The organism is Streptomyces sp. NPDC045695, from assembly GCF_056432025.1.
Map to the genome: position 1 here is coordinate 43,346 of NZ_JBWKJU010000008.1, position 15,291 is coordinate 58,636.

The 15,291-nt window shown below is 72.3% G+C and carries 12 protein-coding genes and 1 tRNA gene; 8 read left to right on the forward strand and 5 right to left on the reverse strand.

Translation table 11 applies throughout. From position 1 onward, the window contains the following. The first annotated feature begins 1,606 nt into the window (after positions 1-1,606). From AC07DU_RS16290 to AC07DU_RS16300, 3 genes are all read left to right on the forward strand, one after another. Positions 1,607-3,196, forward strand: a complete 1,590-nt coding sequence (locus tag AC07DU_RS16290) for an SPFH domain-containing protein (protein WP_479111931.1) — start codon at positions 1,607-1,609, stop codon at positions 3,194-3,196. A gap of 220 nt (positions 3,197-3,416) precedes the next feature. Next, positions 3,417-4,010: a lytic polysaccharide monooxygenase auxiliary activity family 9 protein gene (locus AC07DU_RS16295; RefSeq protein WP_453374155.1), complete on the forward strand. Its 594-nt coding sequence runs from the start codon at positions 3,417-3,419 to the stop codon at positions 4,008-4,010. A 129-nt stretch (positions 4,011-4,139) separates the two neighbouring features. After that, entirely contained in the window at positions 4,140-5,813 is a 1,674-nt protein-coding gene (locus AC07DU_RS16300; protein WP_479111933.1) for an AMP-binding protein, read from the forward strand. Between the two features lie 17 nt (positions 5,814-5,830). Here the strand turns inward: AC07DU_RS16300 and AC07DU_RS16305 are convergent, their stop codons facing one another. The 3 genes from AC07DU_RS16305 to AC07DU_RS16315 form a co-directional block, all read right to left on the reverse strand. Next, positions 5,831-6,421, reverse strand: a complete 591-nt coding sequence (locus tag AC07DU_RS16305; RefSeq protein ID WP_479111935.1) for a hypothetical protein — start codon at positions 6,419-6,421, stop codon at positions 5,831-5,833. Positions 6,422-6,487: 66 nt separating this feature from the next. Then, positions 6,488-8,326 (reverse strand): alpha/beta hydrolase, encoded by a 1,839-nt coding sequence (locus AC07DU_RS16310; RefSeq protein ID WP_479111937.1) that lies wholly within the window; start codon positions 8,324-8,326, stop codon positions 6,488-6,490. Between the two features lie 9 nt (positions 8,327-8,335). After that, the gene (locus AC07DU_RS16315; RefSeq protein WP_479035623.1) at positions 8,336-8,794 is read right to left on the reverse strand and encodes a hypothetical protein; all 459 of its coding nucleotides are present in this window, start codon (positions 8,792-8,794) and stop codon (positions 8,336-8,338) included. Between the two features lie 422 nt (positions 8,795-9,216). Here AC07DU_RS16315 and AC07DU_RS16320 point away from each other — a divergent pair. Continuing rightward, a tRNA-Lys gene (locus tag AC07DU_RS16320) sits at positions 9,217-9,290 on the forward strand. Between the two features lie 66 nt (positions 9,291-9,356). On the opposite strand, the gene AC07DU_RS16325 is transcribed toward AC07DU_RS16320, so the two are convergent. After that, positions 9,357-10,115: an IclR family transcriptional regulator gene (locus tag AC07DU_RS16325; protein WP_479111939.1), complete on the reverse strand. Its 759-nt coding sequence runs from the start codon at positions 10,113-10,115 to the stop codon at positions 9,357-9,359. Positions 10,116-10,355: 240 nt separating this feature from the next. Between AC07DU_RS16325 and AC07DU_RS16330 the strand changes: the two genes are divergently transcribed. From AC07DU_RS16330 to AC07DU_RS16345, 4 genes are all read left to right on the forward strand, one after another. After that, positions 10,356-11,477 (forward strand): LLM class flavin-dependent oxidoreductase, encoded by a 1,122-nt coding sequence (locus AC07DU_RS16330; protein WP_360898091.1) that lies wholly within the window; start codon positions 10,356-10,358, stop codon positions 11,475-11,477. A gap of 256 nt (positions 11,478-11,733) precedes the next feature. Next, entirely contained in the window at positions 11,734-13,419 is a 1,686-nt protein-coding gene (locus tag AC07DU_RS16335) for a glycosyl hydrolase family 18 protein (RefSeq protein WP_479111941.1), read from the forward strand. A gap of 168 nt (positions 13,420-13,587) precedes the next feature. Further along, positions 13,588-14,436: a helix-turn-helix domain-containing protein gene (locus tag AC07DU_RS16340; RefSeq protein WP_479111943.1), complete on the forward strand. Its 849-nt coding sequence runs from the start codon at positions 13,588-13,590 to the stop codon at positions 14,434-14,436. Then, entirely contained in the window at positions 14,396-14,656 is a 261-nt protein-coding gene (locus tag AC07DU_RS16345) for a DUF397 domain-containing protein (RefSeq protein ID WP_479111945.1), read from the forward strand. The genes AC07DU_RS16340 and AC07DU_RS16345 overlap by 41 nt, the downstream gene beginning before the upstream one ends. 45 nt (positions 14,657-14,701) lie before the next feature. Here AC07DU_RS16345 and AC07DU_RS16350 read toward each other — a convergent pair whose 3' ends face one another. Beyond that, entirely contained in the window at positions 14,702-15,259 is a 558-nt protein-coding gene (locus AC07DU_RS16350) for an ALF repeat-containing protein (RefSeq protein WP_479111947.1), read from the reverse strand. Positions 15,260-15,291: the final 32 nt, after the last annotated feature.

Here is a 15,291-nt window from a genome sequence, read left to right on the forward strand (position 1 = left end):
AGGGTGGGCCACGGCTGGGCCTGCGACCGCTGCGCCTGCGGCGGGCTCGGCCCGGGCCACGACCGCCCCGCCTGCGGCGGGTTCGGCTGGGGCCGTTGCGCCTGCGGCGGGCTCGGCCGGGGCTGTGGACACCGCCACTGCCTCGCTCGCCCGCCCAGGGTGGGCCACGGCTGGGCCTGCGACCGCTGCGCCTGCGGCGGGCTCGGCCCGGGCCACGACCGCCCCGCCTGCGGCGGGTTCGGCTGGGGCCGTAGAACCCGCCGCTGCTTCGCTCGCCCGCCCCGGATGGGGCGCGGCCGCGCCTGCGGCCGCTGCGCCTGCGGCGGGCTCGGCGCGGGCCACGACCGCCCCGCCTGCGGCGGCCTCGACCTCGGGTGGGGAGGCGGGGTCGTCGCTGCCCGTGACCTCGCCCGAAGGGGTCGCCGTCCCCGCGCCTACGGCGGGTTCGGCTGGGGCTGTGGCTCCCGCCGCTGCTTCGCATGCCCGCCCGGGGCGGGCCACGGCCGTGCCTGCGGCGGGCTCGGCCCCGGCGGTGGATTCCGCTCCTGGGTCGGCCGCCCGCTCGGAGTGGGGTACGGCCGCGCCTGCAATGAGCTCGGCTGGGGACGCCGGGTCGTCGGCCGTCGCTTCGCCCGATCGGGTCGCTGTTCCTGCGCCTGCGACGGGTGCGGATCCTGCTCCTGTGTCGGCCACCCGCCAGAGCTGGGGTGCTGCCGCGCCTGCAGCGGGCTGGACCCCGACTGGGGATGCCGGGTCGGTGGCCGGGGCCTCGCCCGATGGGGTTGCTGTTCCTGCGCCTGCGCCTGCGCCTGCGGCGGCTTGGGGTCCGGGTGCGGATCTCGGTTCGGTGTCGGCCGTCCGCGAGGGTTGGGGCGCTGCCGCGCCTGCGGTGAGCTCGACCCCGGCTAGGGATGCGGGGTCGGTGGCCGGGGCCTCGCCCGATGGGGTTGCTGTTCCTGCACCTGCGCCTGCGCCTGCGGCGGCTTGGGGTCCGGGTGCGGATCCCGGTTCGGTGTCGGCCGTCCGCGAGGGTTGGGGCGCTGCCGCGCCTGCGGTGAGCTCGACCCCGGCTAGGGATGCGGGGTCGGGGGCCCTGGCCTCGCCCGATGGGGTTGCCGTTCCTGCGCCTGCGGTGGGCTCGGGCCGGGGTGCAGAACCCGCTCCCGTGTCGCCGCCCACCCGCCCCAGTTGGGGTACTGCCGTGCCGGCGGTGGGCTCGACCCCGGCAGGGGCCGGCTGGGCTGACGCTGTTCGGCCGGACGGGGCCGCGGAGGCCGGAGTGGCTTCGGCCGCATCGCGCGAAGCGGTCGTGGATGCCGGTGCCGGCCCTGCGTCCGGGGCGGCGCTGCGGGAGGCCGTCGGGCCCGCCGCCTCGGCGGCGCCGGTCGGCGCGTCTGGCAAGACCTCCTTCGGCTGGGCCGCCATGCCCGCGCCTGCGGGTGGACCACGCTCGGCGCCGGAACGCGGTTCCGACCCTGCGTCTTCGGCCCGCCCGCAGCGGCCCGCGAGCCACCCGGCAGGGGGTGGCGCGGCTCTGGTCTCGGAGCCGGGGTTGGTGGCCGCGTCCGTACCCGTGCCCGGGGGCCGTTCCGACCATGGCTCGGCCGTGGTTCATGACCAGGACCGGTACCAGGGCCTTGGTGCTGCCCGCGGCGATCACTCGGCCGAGGGCCGTTCCGCCGAGGCTGCGGGCGCCGCGCCCGGTTCCGTGCTGGTGGGTGCGCCCGCCGGGCAGGCCGGGGCCGAAGTCCCCGCCGCGCGCAGTCAGGCCGAGCCCGAGCCGATGCACGCCTCGCCGCAGCCGGGCGTTCCGCATCCGCAGGGCCAGGCGGACGACCCCGGCCCGGCCGCCCGCCGCCCCCGGGGCGAGGACATGCACGCCGACCCCGGCCCGGCCGCCCGCCGCCCCCGGGGCGAGGACGTGCCCGCCGACCCCGGCCCGGCCGCCCGCCGCACGCGGGGCGAGGACGTGCCCGCCGACCCCGGCCCTGCCGCCCGCCGCACGCGGGGCGAGGACCTGCCGGGCGAACCCGCGGACGCGCACCGCGTGCCCGGGCCCGGCGTCGCCGAGATCGTCGCCCAGGCGGTGTCGCGCGGCCTGGCCGAGGACGACGCGCCGGAGCTCGCCCGGCTCCGGCCGGCCCCGCGGGGGAGCGCCGTCACCGAGGTGCCGGTGCACCTCCCCTTCCGCGGCGCGCAGCAGCCCACGCCGCAGCCCACGCCGCAGCCCAAGCCGAAGCACGGGCCCGCACCACAGCCGACGGCCGTCACCCGTCCCGCCCCCGGCCGCCGCGTGCCCCGCGGTGACCACCGGCTCCGGGAGCACCGCGGCCCCGTACTGCCCGGCTGGGTCGGCGTGGCCGTCGGCGGGACCGCCCTCGCGGGATGCGCGGCAGTGCTGTGGCGGGCCGGGGCCGTCCCCGACCCCTTCCTCGCCGCTTTCGGCGCGGCCCCCCGCGCCTACCGCGGCCTGCGCGCCACCCACTGGCCCCCGCTCGCCTTCCTCGGCATCGTCGCCCTCATCGCGCTCGGCGGCCTCGGCCGCGCCCGGGCCGGCCACGCCTGGGTGCTCACCCTCTTCGGCCGCTACCGCGGCACGGTCCGCCGTACCGGCCTGACCTGGGTCAGCCCCCTCCTCCTGCGCCGCCGGGTCGACGTACGCCTGCGCCACTGGCGCAGCGATCCCATGCCCGCCGTGGACTCCGGCGGCCTTGCCCTCCAGGTCGTCGTCCAGGTCGTCTGGCAGGTCAAGGACACCGCCAGGGCCACCTTCGCCGTCGCGGACCACACGGAGTACCTCGCCGAGCAGGTCGAATCGGCCATGGCCCGCGTGCTGTCCCAACTGCCCGCCGACGCCTTCCACGAGGACGCCCCGACCCTGCGCGACGCCGAGGCCGTCGGCGACGCGCTGACCCGGATGCTGGCCGCCGAGACCGAGGCCGTCGGGATCGAGGTGTTCTCGGCCCAGCCGACCCGGATCGAGTACGCGGCCGAGGTCGCGGAGGCCATGCGCCGCCGCCGGGTCGCGGCGATCGACGCAAAGCACCGGGACACCGTGCTGACCTCGATCGTGGACGCCGTCGACGACACCGTCCACCGGCTGACCTCGCGCGGGCTCGTCGAGCTCGACGACTACGAGCGCAAGGCTCTGGTGAAGGACCTCACGGTCGCCTTCTACACCGGGCGCTGCGAGTAGGGCACGTGAGCCCTGAGCCCTGAGGTCTGAGGAAACGGATAGCGCACGTAAGGGAACGCGTGGGAACGGGTGGCCGGAACGGACCGGACCACCCGTTCCCGCATTGGTCTGGACATGGCCAACTCCCGTCCATAGTCTGGAACTTGGTCTAGACCTAAATCCCCTGCGCGCGCTCGCCGAACTCCCCCCACGTTCAAGGAGCACCATGCGTCACCTCCGCATGCCCAAACGGTCCGGCGCCACCGCGCTCGGACTCGGCCTCGTCGCCGGAATCACCCTCCTCGGCGCCCCCAGCGCCAGCAGCCACGGCTACACCGACACCCCCATCAGCCGCCAGAAGCTCTGCGCCAACAAGACCGTCTCCGACTGCGGCGCGATCCAGTGGGAGCCGCAGAGCGTCGAGGGCTACAAGGGCTTCCCGGCCGCCGGCCCCGCCGACGGCAAGATATGTTCCGCCGGTCTCCCGCAGTTCGCCGAGCTCGACGACCCCCGCGGCGGCGCCTGGCCCACCACCAAGGTGACCAGTGGCCAGAGCTACGGCTTCCGGTGGCAGTTCACCGCCAACCACTCCACCACCGACTTCAAGTACTACGTCACCAAGAACGGCTGGACCGGCACCAAGGCCCTCACCCGCGCCGATCTCGACCCGCAGCCCTTCCTCACAGTCGCCTACAACGGCGCCCGGCCCGCCATGACCACCGTCCACCAGGGAGCCATGCCGAGCGGCAAGACCGGCCGGCACCTGATCCTGGCCGTCTGGACGGTCAACGACACCCCGATGGCCTTCTACGCCTGCTCCGACGTCCAGTTCTGACGTCCCCAGCAGGACAGTCCCCGTCAGGGCAGTCCCCATCAGGGCAGTCCCCATCAGGACAGTCCCCATCGGGACAGGCCCCATTAGGACAGTTCAGTTCTGACACCACGTCAGCTACCCTCGGGCGCCATGCGGACGACGACGACCGGACCCGAGACCGTCGCGGAGCTCATAGCGCGCCAATGGGGCGACCACCGGCCCGGGCTGAGGCACGCCAGCGGTGTCCTCAGCCACCACCGGACCGCCCAGGCGGCCGCCGTGCGCGCCGCGCTGCTCGTCGACCTCATGCCCGCGGGGGCCGAGCCGCACCTCGGGGTGCTGCTCGACAACACCCCCGAGTTCCCGTTCTGGCTCGGCGCGGCGGCCCTCGCCGGGGCCGCCGTCGCCGGGATCAACCCCACCCGGCGCGGCCCCGAGCTGGCCCGCGACATCCTGCACACCGACTGCCGGATCCTGGTCACCGAGCGCGCCCACCTGCCCCTCCTCCAGGGCCTCGACCTGCCCGGCGTCCGCATCCTGATCACCGACACCGAGGAGTACGAGGCCCTCCTCGCCCCCTACGCGGCCGCCAAGCCCGGCGACGCCGCGCTGCGCCCGCCCGGCCCCGGTGACCGGCTGCTCCTCTACTTCACCTCCGGCTCCACCGGCGCCCCCAAAGCCGCCGTCTGCAGCCAGGGCCGGCTCGCGGCGGCCGGCTCCGCGCTGGCCCGCCGCTTCCAGGTCACCCCGGACGACGTCCACTACATCTGCATGCCGCTCTTCCACGGCAACGCCGTCATCGCCGACTGGCTCCCGGCGCTGGCCGGCGGCGCCGCGGTGGCGCTGCGCCGGCGCTTCTCGGCCTCCGCGTTCCTGGACGACGTACGGGCCTACGGGGCCACCTACTTCACCTACGTCGGGCGGGCGGTCCAGTACATCCTGGCCACGCCCCCGACCCCGAACGACCGCACGCACGCCCTCCGGCTCGGTTTCGGCACCGAGGCCGGGGCGGTGGATGCGGAGCGCTTCGCCGAGCGGTTCGGGGTCCGGCTGGTGGAGGGCTACGGGGCCACCGAGGGCGGCGCCTCCGTCCAGAGCACCCCGGACACCCCGCCGGGCGCCCTGGGCCGCGCGGCGGACGGGGACGACCTCGTGGTGATCGACCCCGGCACGGGCCTGGAATGCCCGCCGGCGGTCCTGGATCCGGCGGGCCGCCTGCTCAACGGCTCCGCCGCCATCGGCGAACTCGTCAACCGGGGCCGCAGCCTCTTCGAGGGCTACTGGCGCAATCCGGACGCCCAGGCCGAACGCACCCGGGACGGCTGGTACTGGACGGGAGACCTCTTCTTCCGCGACGCGGCCGGCTTCCTCTACTTCGCGGGCCGCACGGACGACCGCCTCCGCGTCGACAGCGAGAACCTCGCCGCCGCGGTGATCGAGAACATCCTGGCCCGCTGGCCGGCCGCGACGGCCGTCGCGGTCTACGCCGTCCCGGACGAGGTCGCGGGCGACCAGGTGATGGCCGCGGTCTCCCTCCAGGACGGCGCGGACTTCGACCCGTCGGGCTTCGCCGCCTTCCTGGCCGCGCAGCCGGACCTGGGCACGAAGATGTCCCCGCGCTACGTCCGCGTGCTCCCGGCGATGCCGGTCACGGCGACGAACAAGGTCCACCGCGTCGCACTGCGCCGGGCCGCCTTCCGCTGTCCGGACCCGGTCTGGACCCGCACCCCCTCCGGCGCCTACGAGCTTCTGGACGCCGAGTCCCTGTCCGCCCTCCTGGCGACGTACGAGACCCACGGCCGGACGGACCTCCTGGACCGCTAGGCCCCGCCGCCCCCGGCTCAGGAGTGCTGGACCTTCTGGCCCTCCGGGACCCGGTAGCAGCCGGACGTGACCTCGATGCCGATGCTCGGGGTGTCGCGCTTGCTGTATGCGACGACCCAGACGCTCACCTTCTGGGCGTCGTTGTCCGCGACGAGGTTGAGGTTCTGGTTGGGGCTGTTGTCACGGTAGGAGTCCTGGACCACCCACCCGCCCGTGCTCAGCTTCTCCTTGAGGTTCGCCATGGCGGTGTCGTTGTCGCCGCCGGACGTCGGCTGGAAGCTCCACGGATGGTGGACCCGGAAGTAGGTGTCCGGGTCCTTGCCCTCGCACTCCCGGATGCCGGGCCCGGGTGCCGTCGCCTTGCCGGGCACGCCCACGAAGTCGTAGAGCTGGCTGGAGACCGCCTTCACGGCGGCGACCGCCTCCTCCGTGCCCGCCGTGCCCGCGGGCGGGATCTGCGGGGCCGTCGTGCCGGTCGGGGAGTCGCTGGTGTCGTTGTCGTCAGTCATGCCACATCCGGTGAGGAGGAGTCCGGTCAGTGCGAGGGCCAGGCAGGTGCCGCCCGGCCGCCGGTACCGGCGCGGGACGGGGAGTGGTGCACGGAGCATGAGGATCCTCGGTGGTACTCGGTGGTACTCGGTACTGCTCGCTGGTGTTCGCTGGTGCCCATTGCGCTACTGGGGCGCGGTGACGTCTCCGTACTGGCCGACCACGACCAGCCCCTGGTTCCTCAGGGCGGTCGAGCCCGGGGTCCAGTACTCGCTGTGTCCTTCCGACCGCGTGGTCCGCTCGGTGCCCCTGACCTCGGCGTCGGTGTTCATCTGGTGCGCCCCGAAGGCCTCGTCGCTGGGGATGAGGAAGGTTCCGCCGCCCAGTCTCCACTGGCTGCCGCCGTGACCGTAGCGGCCGATGTCGGGCACCTTGTCACCGTCGGCCTCCTGGTTCCACACGTGCCCCTTCGGCACGTCCATCTCCGCGGCCGAACCGACCTTGACCCCCGGGCTTCCGGCGAAGATCACGTCGTCGGTGTTCAGATTCCCCTTCTCCGCCGCGGCCCCGATGAGGGTGCTGCCGTACGAGTGGCCGATGGCCGTACGGTGCGGATCCCCGGGGGCGCTGTGGGAGGCGTCGAGGCCGTCCATGAACTGGCGGAAGGCCGGGGCGCCGTCGTAGGCGTAGTGCTCGAAGGGGGCGTCCTTGACGGGGCTCTGCGGAGCGTCGTAGCCCAGCCAGGTGATCGTCGACACCGAGGCGTTCGGGGACGCCTGGTGGGTCTGGCGCCACAGGTCGGTCATCCGGTTGATGTTGCCCTCGACGCTGTCCAGGTCGGACCCCGTGCCCGGCACGTACACCGCCTGGTGCTGAGCCGTGTCCGGGTTTCCGGTGGCGACGATGGCCCGGCCGTGCCCGTCGGGGCTGAAGCCGAGCAGGTACGCCTCGGGCAGGCCCTCGGTGCCGGTGGCGTCGAAGCGCTTCTGGATGGCGTCCATGCCTTTGACGGAGTCGGTGAGGTGGCGGTAGTCGTCGCCGTACTTGCGGTCCCAGGCCATCCACTCGTCCGTATGGACCTTGGCGGCCCCGCCCATGGTCACGATGTAGGTCCACTCCTCGGCGGGCGGTTTCGGGATCGCGTCCAGCCTGATCCGGTACTCGGCCTGCTTCTCGTCGAACACGATCCGGTTGGCCTCGTCCCTGACCTCGGCGGGCAGCCCGTCCAGCCTGCCCACGACATCGGGCTGGAGGGAGAGGTACGCCTCGCGCTGCTGGGGCGTGAGCCCCTTCCACCAGTCGGCGTTCTGCGCGGGGGTCGCGTCCTTGGGCGGCCCGCCGATCGATTCCAGGTAGCCCTTGCCGGCCTCCCGTACGCCCGCCATGTCCGACTGGGCGTCGGCGAGGTCGTGCGCGGAGACGGTGAGGTCGTCGTCGGCCTTCAGCGCCCGCACGCGCGGCTCCCACTTGGCGTCCGCCTCCGTCGCCTCCTTGAGGGCGGCGGCGATGCGGTCCGCGAGGGCGATCGCCTCGGCGCGGTGGGGATTGGGGGCGGGACCGGCGCCGGGGCGCAGGACGGACGGGGGCGGGGCGCCGGGGGCCCGGGGATCCGCGCCGGCGGTGACCGTACCGCCCGCGGGCGGCAGCTCGACCATGGTGTGCGGCTCGCCGGGAGGGTAGGTGACGCTGCCGTCGGCGCCGACGGTGAACTTGAGCGCCTCCGCGTCGGCCAGCGCGGACAGGAGCTTGCCGCGGGCCGCGTTCATGTCGTGGACGAAACCGTTGAGCGCGGTGCTCACCAGCCCGCACTCGATCTGCGCGTAGTGGAAGTTCGCCGACAGCTGCTTCAGCTCCGCGAGCGCGGCGTCCCGGGCCTCCCCCTTGAGGGAGCCGCGCATGCTGGCCGCGACGACGTTGTCGATGTGGTCCTTGGCCGCACTGGCCATGTCGCTGCTCGCGCGGTAGCCGTCAGCGGCCTGAGCGAATTCGGACGGCTGCAGTGCCTTGAGGGTGGCGAGGTCCATGGAGGCCCGTCACCGCCCCGGGACCTGGCCGCCGACGGCGGGCGTGTCGGTGTACCGGCTGTCGATGGCGGAGAACGAGGCCTTGACGGCTTCGTCGCTTGAGAGGAGGAGGTGCCCGGTCTGCTCCAGCGTCTCCTTGATGCTGCCGCAGCGCTCACCGACGCTCTTGAGGTACCGGGACCAGGAGTCGTACACGTCCTTCTGGGCCCCCGCGGTCAGGCACCCCGGGGCAGCGGTCCCCTGCTGCCCGTCGCCCAGCTGGGTCAGGGCCTTGCCGAGGCCCTCCCGCAGCCCACCCACGCCCTCGCCCGCCTTGTTCCACACGTTCTGGATGGACTGGTAACCGCCGGTGACGGTGGCCGTCGCCACACCGGGTCCGTCGTCGGGCGGGGCCCCGTTGAGCCGCATCTGCGGCCCCTGCCCCTGGCCGGCGTCCTGCTTCAGCTGTTCCCACTCGTCCCACGCCATGCGTGGCCTCCTCCCCCGTGGCCCCTGGGCGTGCCCAGGGGTGCGTCGCGGACGGTACGGACGCGGGCCCCCGCCCGCATCTGGCCGCAGCGTGACCCACCCCGGCACTCCGCCGGGGGCCCGCCTGTCTCGAATCGATCCCCCCGGACGCAGCCCCTCCGCCCCATTCGAACAGCTCGGACCCGGTGACATCTGGGACGCGAACGGCCCTGTCGCATAAGGGAATTGGCTTGATGAGCACGCCGTGTCGGCCCCCGGAGCAGCCATTCCAGCCGTCCGGCGTTTGAGGGCCGGGTCCGGGCAGCGCCCGGGAAACGGAGAAAGGGCGGGGCGGGGAGAAGGCTCCGCGCAGCGGCCCCCGCGCCACCACCGGGTACTGGTTTTGAGCACCCCGGAGGACCAGGTAGTATTTTCTGTGTCAGGCGCCGCTAGCTCAGTTGGTTAGAGCAGCTGACTCTTAATCAGCGGGTCCGGGGTTCGAGTCCCTGGCGGCGCACCTGTACTTCGGGCGGTTTCCGGTTCACCGGAAACCGCCCGAAGTGTTTTCCAGCAGCTCAGCAGCCTAAAGGGTGAGCGAGAGCAGCAGCGGCGCCGTCTTCCGGTTCAGGGTGTCCGCCGCGGCGCGCAGCCGATGCGCGTGCTCGACCGGCATCGACAGGGCCAGGCAGCCCACCGAGGCCCCGGCCGTGATCGGGACCGCCGCGCAGACCGTGCCCACGGCGTACTCCTGGAGGTCCAGCACCGGCACGGTGGCCGGCTGGGAGTCCAGCTTGGAGAACAGGATCCGCTCGTTCACGATCGTCTTAGACGTCAGCCGGGCGATCTTGTGACGGGCCAGGTGGTCACGCCGCCCGTTCAGATCGAGCTGGGTCAGCAGGCACTTGCCGACCGCGCTGGCGTGCGCGGCCGAGCGGAAATCGACCCACTCGTGCACCTTCGGTGTGCGCGGGCTGTCCGCGAACTGCGTGATCCTGACCTCGCCGTCCACGTACCGGCTGATGTAAACGGCCGCGCCGACCGAGTCGCGCAGCCGGTCCCGCGTCTCCTGGAGCTTGTCCGTCAGTGCCTGCTGGCGGTCGATGCCGGAGCCGAGGAGGACGAGGGAATCCCCTATGGCGTAGGCACCGTCGGACACCTGCAGGACGTACCCCTCCCGCCGCAGCATGAGCAGCATCGGGGCGAGGTGCACTGCGGGCAGGCCGGTCTCACGCGCGATCTGTACATCGGTGACACCACCGGTGTGCCGTGCGATCGTTTCGAGTACGCGTAGTGCGTACTGCACCGAGTGGAACGGCGCGGTCGGCTCGGGCTTCAGCGCCACGGTCTCCCCCTAGCAGGTTGTTACCGCTTGCCCTACCACGATAGCCATCAAGCGGCCCATGTGGAGCGCCTGTTGAGAAGATTGATGGCTCAATTACATCCCCTCGCCTGGATCTACTCTCTTGGCATATGCCATGGTCATGCGCACAGTCCCACTGTGCCCGGGAATGCCCCGCGGCCGCTCACGGTTCGAGTTCTTCGTACGGACAATATGGGGCGGCACAGTGAGACGGGAGCGACGATGAGTGACATCGGGGACGCCGGGGACGCGCATCGACGGCAGGGCGGGAACGGGATCCGCGGCGCCGCACGGGGCCGGGCGGCCGTACCGCTCTCCGTCCTCGACCTCGTCAGCGTCGGCGCCGGCAGCACCGCCCACCACTCCCTGCGCACCAGCGTCGCCCTGGCCCGGCTCGCCGAATCCCGCGGCTACCACCGCCACTGGGTCGCCGAGCACCACTCCATCCCCGGCGTCGCCAGCTCCTCGCCCGCCGTGATCCTGGCGCACCTCGCCGCGCACACCTCCCGCATCCGGCTCGGGTCGGGAGGGGTCATGCTGCCCAACCACGCCCCGCTCGCCGTCGCCGAGCAGTTCGGCACCCTGGAGGCGCTCGCCCCGGGGCGGATCGACCTCGGGCTCGGCCGCGCGCCGGGCACCGACGGCCGCACGGCCGCCGCGCTGCGCGGGCCCGGGCGGCTGGACGAGGCCGCGGAGGAGTTCCCCCGGCGGCTCGCGGAACTCACCCGCTTCCTCGACGACGACTTCCCCGACGGGCACCCGTACGCCCGCGTCCACGCCGTACCGGGCCCGGTGCAGGGTCCCACCGGGAGGCCGCCACTGTGGCTGCTCGGCTCCTCCGGCTTCAGCGCCCGGCTCGCCGGGGAGCTCGGCCTGCCCTTCGCCTACGCGCACCACTTCTCGGCCGCCGGCACCCTGCCCGCGCTCGACCTCTACCGCCGCAGCTTCAGGCCCTCGGCCGTACTGGACGCCCCGTACGCCGTCATCGGGGTCTCGGCACTGGCCGCCGACACCGACGGGGAGGCCCGCGCCCAGGTCCTCACCGGCGCCCTGTCGATGCTGCGGCTGCGCAGCGGGCGGCCCGGACTGATCCCGACGCCCGAGGAGGCGGCGGCGTACCCCTTCTCCCCGCTGGAGCGGGAGTTCGTGGACGGCTGGCTCGCGAACGTCGTCCACGGCACCGCCGACGAGGTGCGCGCCGGGCTCGACGACCTGGCCGCGCGGACGGGCGCGGACGAGCTGATGCTCACCGCCAACGCCCACAGCGGGGCGGCCCGGCTGCGCTCGTACGAGCTCGTCGCGGATGCGTACGGGATGCCGGTGGAGGCGCCCGCCGCCGACTGACCCCGTACGAACGGGGTGTGGCTGGTTCATTGCCGCACCCTTGCCGGGGGATGGCTCAAGGGAGCCTTAAACCGCTCGTCACCCGGGGTGGCGAGCGGTTTCTGATGTGCGCTCAGGTCTCTGACGAGGGGTTTTGTGGCGTGAGTGGTCTAGTCCTTCTTTGGTCCGAACCATTGACGCGGCCCTGAAGTGATCGCTATCACTGCTCTCACCCGAACGTCTTGCTCCTCCCTCCCACCCCCACCGGAGGCAGTTCATGCACATCCGTAAATCTCTCGTCGCTGCCGCCGCCACGGCAGCGCTGGCAGCCGGAGCGCTTGCCTCCTTCGCGGGACTCGGCACCGCCGCCCAGGCGGCCGACGCCGGAACCACCGCCGCCGCGGGCGGCGTCCGCATCGCCTACTACGACCAGTGGAGCGTGTACGGCAACGCCTTCTACCCCAAGCACCTCGACACCCGGGGCATAGCGGGCAAGCTGGACGTCATCAATTACTCGTTCGGCAACATCCACCCCACCAACCTCACCTGTTTCGAGGCGAACAAGGCGGCGGGCGACGACAACAACCCCAACGCCGGTGACGGCGCGGGCGACTCGTACGCCGACTACCAGAAGTCCTTCAGCGCGGCGGACAGCGTCAGCGGGGTCGCCGACAAGTGGGACCAGCCGATCGTGGGCGTCTTCAACCAGTTCAAGCAGCTGAAGGCCAAATACCCCCACCTGAAGATCAACATCTCGCTCGGCGGCTGGACCTACTCGAAGTACTTCAGCGACGCGGCGAAGACCGACGCCTCCCGCAAGAAGCTCGTGTCCTCCTGCATCGACCAGTACATCAAGGGCAACCTGCCGGTCGAGGGCGGCTTCGGCGGCCAGGGCGCGGCGGCCGGGATCTTCGACGGCATCGACATCGACTGGGAGTACCCCGGCTCGGCGGGCGGCCACCTCGGCAACCACTACGCCCCCGAGGACAAGCAGAACTTCACGCTCCTGCTCAAGGAGTTCCGCGCGCAGCTCGACGCCTACGGCACGGCCAACGGCGGCAAGAAGTACCTGCTCACCTCCGCGCTCCCGGCCGGCCAGGACAAGATCAAGTGCATCGAGACGGACAAGATCGGCGCGTACCTCGACTACGCGAACATCATGACGTACGACATGCACGGCGCCTGGGACGGCGACGGGCCGACGTACCACCAGTCCCCCCTGCTGAACTCGGCGGCCGACCCGACCGACCCGATCGCACCGGGCACCCAGAAGTACGGCATCAAGAACGCCATCGACTCCTGGATCGACGGCAACCCGGCCTACGGCATCACGGGCGGTTTCCCCGCCAACAAGCTGACGCTGGGCTACGAGTTCTACTACCGCGGCTGGAAGGGCGTCCCCGCCGGGACCACCAACGGCCTCGCCCAGAGCGCCACCGGCCCCTCCGCCGCCCGGCCCACCAGCCAGCAGGCCGGCATCGCCAACTACAAGGAGCTCGGCGGGCTCGTCGACAACCCGGCGACCACCTTCTGGGACGACCAGGCCAAGGCCGCGTACTTCTACAAGGACGGGGAGTTCTTCACCGGCCTGAACCAGAAGTCCATCCAGGCCCGGGTCGACTACGGCAAGCAGCGCGGCCTGGCCGGCGCGATGATGTACTCCCTGCTCGGCCTGGACAACAACACCACGCTGCTGAACCAGATCTCGGACGCCCTCGGCTCCGCGACGCAGCCGCCGGTCACCACGCCGCCGACGACCACGCCGCCGACGACGACCCCGCCCACCACGACCCCGCCGAGCGGCTGCGGCTCGACCCCGGCGTACGTCGCGGGCACCGTCTACACCGCCGGCAACGAGGTCTCCCACAACGGCCGCAAGTACAAGGCCCAGTGGTGGACGCAGAACGAGACGCCGGGCACCACCGGTGAATGGGGTGTCTGGAAGGACCTCGGCGCCTGCTGATCCCCCCACCTCGCGCCGAGCGACACCCCGCCCCGCCCCCGGATCCCGGGTGCGGGGCGGAGGTGTGTCACATGGTTACCGGGATTCCCCACACCCGACGTGTCGGACTCGTTACGCTCGGCCACAGGCAGCCGAATCCGGTGCACGTCTCCATGGAGGTGACCGTCCATGGTCCAGGTCCGCGACCTCGACCCCAGCGCCTCGCCGCTGGACTACTACGCCTACGAACTCCGTCGGCTGAGAGAGGCGGCCGGGCTGAAACTGGGGCAGTTGGGCGACATCATCTACTGCACCGGCTCGCTGGTGGGGATGATCGAGCACACGAAGAGGGTGCCGACGCGGGACTTCTCGGAGCGGGTGGACGCGGCGCTGGGCACGGACGGGCATTTTTCCCGCCTGGTGGGGCTGGTCCTGCGGAGCGTGCTGCCGAGCTGGTTCCAGGCGTACGCGGAGATGGAGGCCCGGGCGACGTTCATTTCCACGTTCCAGTGCCAGCTGGTGTACGGACTCCTTCAGACGGAGGCCTACGCGCGTGCGGTGCTGGGCGTCGAGAACCCCGACACGCTCGATGCTGCCGTCGCGGCTCGCCTGGATCGGCAGCGCATACTGGCCCGCGACAATCCGCCTGTCCTGTGGGTGGTGCTGGACGAGGCGGCTCTCTACCGGGAGATCGGTGGCCGCGAGGTCATGCGGAACCAACTCGCCCACCTGTTGAGTCTTCAAGACCGGCAGTGGCGGGAGATCCAGGTCCTGCCCTTCAGCGCCGGACAGCACGCGGGAATGATGGGCTCGTTCAATCTTCTGCGGTTCGACGGCGATCCGGATCTGCACTACAGCGAGAGCTATGACTCCGGGCACATGACCGCCAACCCGCAAGTGATCAAAGAGCGTTCGGTCGGCTACGCTCGTTTGCAGGCCGAGGCCCTCTCTCCCCGGGCGTCGGCAGAGCTGATCGCTCGCGTAATGGAGGAACGCTATGGGAAGCATCCAGAGCCTGACGGGCGCGCTGTGGCGTAAGTCGTCCTATAGCGGCTCCAGCGGCGGCGACTGCGTCGAGTGCGCCCCCCTCGGCTCCGCCGCCTGGCGCAAGGCTTCGTACAGCGGAGGGACCGGCGGCGACTGCATCGAGGTCGCGGCCCAGCCCTGCCTCGTCGCCGTCCGGGACTCGAAGAACCCCGACGGGCCGACGTTCACGGTCGCCCCGGAGGCGTTCGGCGAGTTCGTCCGGAGCCTCTGACCAGCCGTGGGCAGCCCCCTGCCCGGGGCTGCCGCCTCGGGCAGGTCAGAACTGGTACTGGCCGACCGTCACGAAGTACCGCAGCTCCTCCGGGGTGCCGTTCAGCGCCTTCTCGGCCGCCGCGCGCAGGGCGTCGCTGATGTCGGTGCGGAACAGAATCCGGGCGACCGTGACGCGGTCGTCCTCGGCCCGGGCGAGCCGGAGACCGGTGGTCAGGAAGGCGGCGCGGTCGGCGGCGGTGCCGCTGAGGGCCTTGTTGGCCTCCCGCTTCACGGCCTTGCCGCTGGTGGGGTCGGCCAGGAGCTTGACGATGGCGAAGGTGTTGTCCTCGTCCTGGGCGAGGGCGTAGCCGGTGGTCAGGAACGTGAGCCTGTCCTCCGGGGTGCCGCTCAGGGCCTCGTTGGCCTCGCGGATCACGGCCTCGCCGCTGGTGGGGTCGGCCAAGATCTTGGCGATGGCGACGGCGTTGTCCTCGTCCGAGCCCACGACCGTGGTCACCGAGGCGGCGACGGGCGTGATGGCGGCGAAGGACGGGGTGGAGAGCAGCAGGGCCGGAGCCAGTGCGATGGCGGTCAGGACCAGCGCAGCTCGGGTCGTCTTCATGGTTCCCCCTCGTTGAGTATGAAGTCCGTTTC

Bases quoted from the DNA above. Each gene is read 5' to 3' on its own strand.
- AC07DU_RS16295 (WP_453374155.1), top strand. From the start codon at position 3,417: ATGCCCAAACGGTCCGGCGCCACCGCGCTCGGACTCGGCCTCGTCGCC.
- AC07DU_RS16300 (WP_479111933.1), top strand. From the start codon at position 4,140: ATGCGGACGACGACGACCGGACCCGAGACCGTCGCGGAGCTCATAGCG.
- AC07DU_RS16305 (WP_479111935.1), bottom strand. From the start codon at position 6,421: ATGCTCCGTGCACCACTCCCCGTCCCGCGCCGGTACCGGCGGCCGGGC.
- AC07DU_RS16310 (WP_479111937.1), bottom strand. From the start codon at position 8,326: ATGGACCTCGCCACCCTCAAGGCACTGCAGCCGTCCGAATTCGCTCAG.
- AC07DU_RS16315 (WP_479035623.1), bottom strand. From the start codon at position 8,794: ATGGCGTGGGACGAGTGGGAACAGCTGAAGCAGGACGCCGGCCAGGGG.
- AC07DU_RS16330 (WP_360898091.1), top strand. From the start codon at position 10,356: ATGAGTGACATCGGGGACGCCGGGGACGCGCATCGACGGCAGGGCGGG.
- AC07DU_RS16335 (WP_479111941.1), top strand. From the start codon at position 11,734: ATGCACATCCGTAAATCTCTCGTCGCTGCCGCCGCCACGGCAGCGCTG.
- AC07DU_RS16340 (WP_479111943.1), top strand. From the start codon at position 13,588: ATGGTCCAGGTCCGCGACCTCGACCCCAGCGCCTCGCCGCTGGACTAC.
- AC07DU_RS16345 (WP_479111945.1), top strand. From the start codon at position 14,396: ATGGGAAGCATCCAGAGCCTGACGGGCGCGCTGTGGCGTAAGTCGTCC.
- AC07DU_RS16350 (WP_479111947.1), bottom strand. From the start codon at position 15,259: ATGAAGACGACCCGAGCTGCGCTGGTCCTGACCGCCATCGCACTGGCT.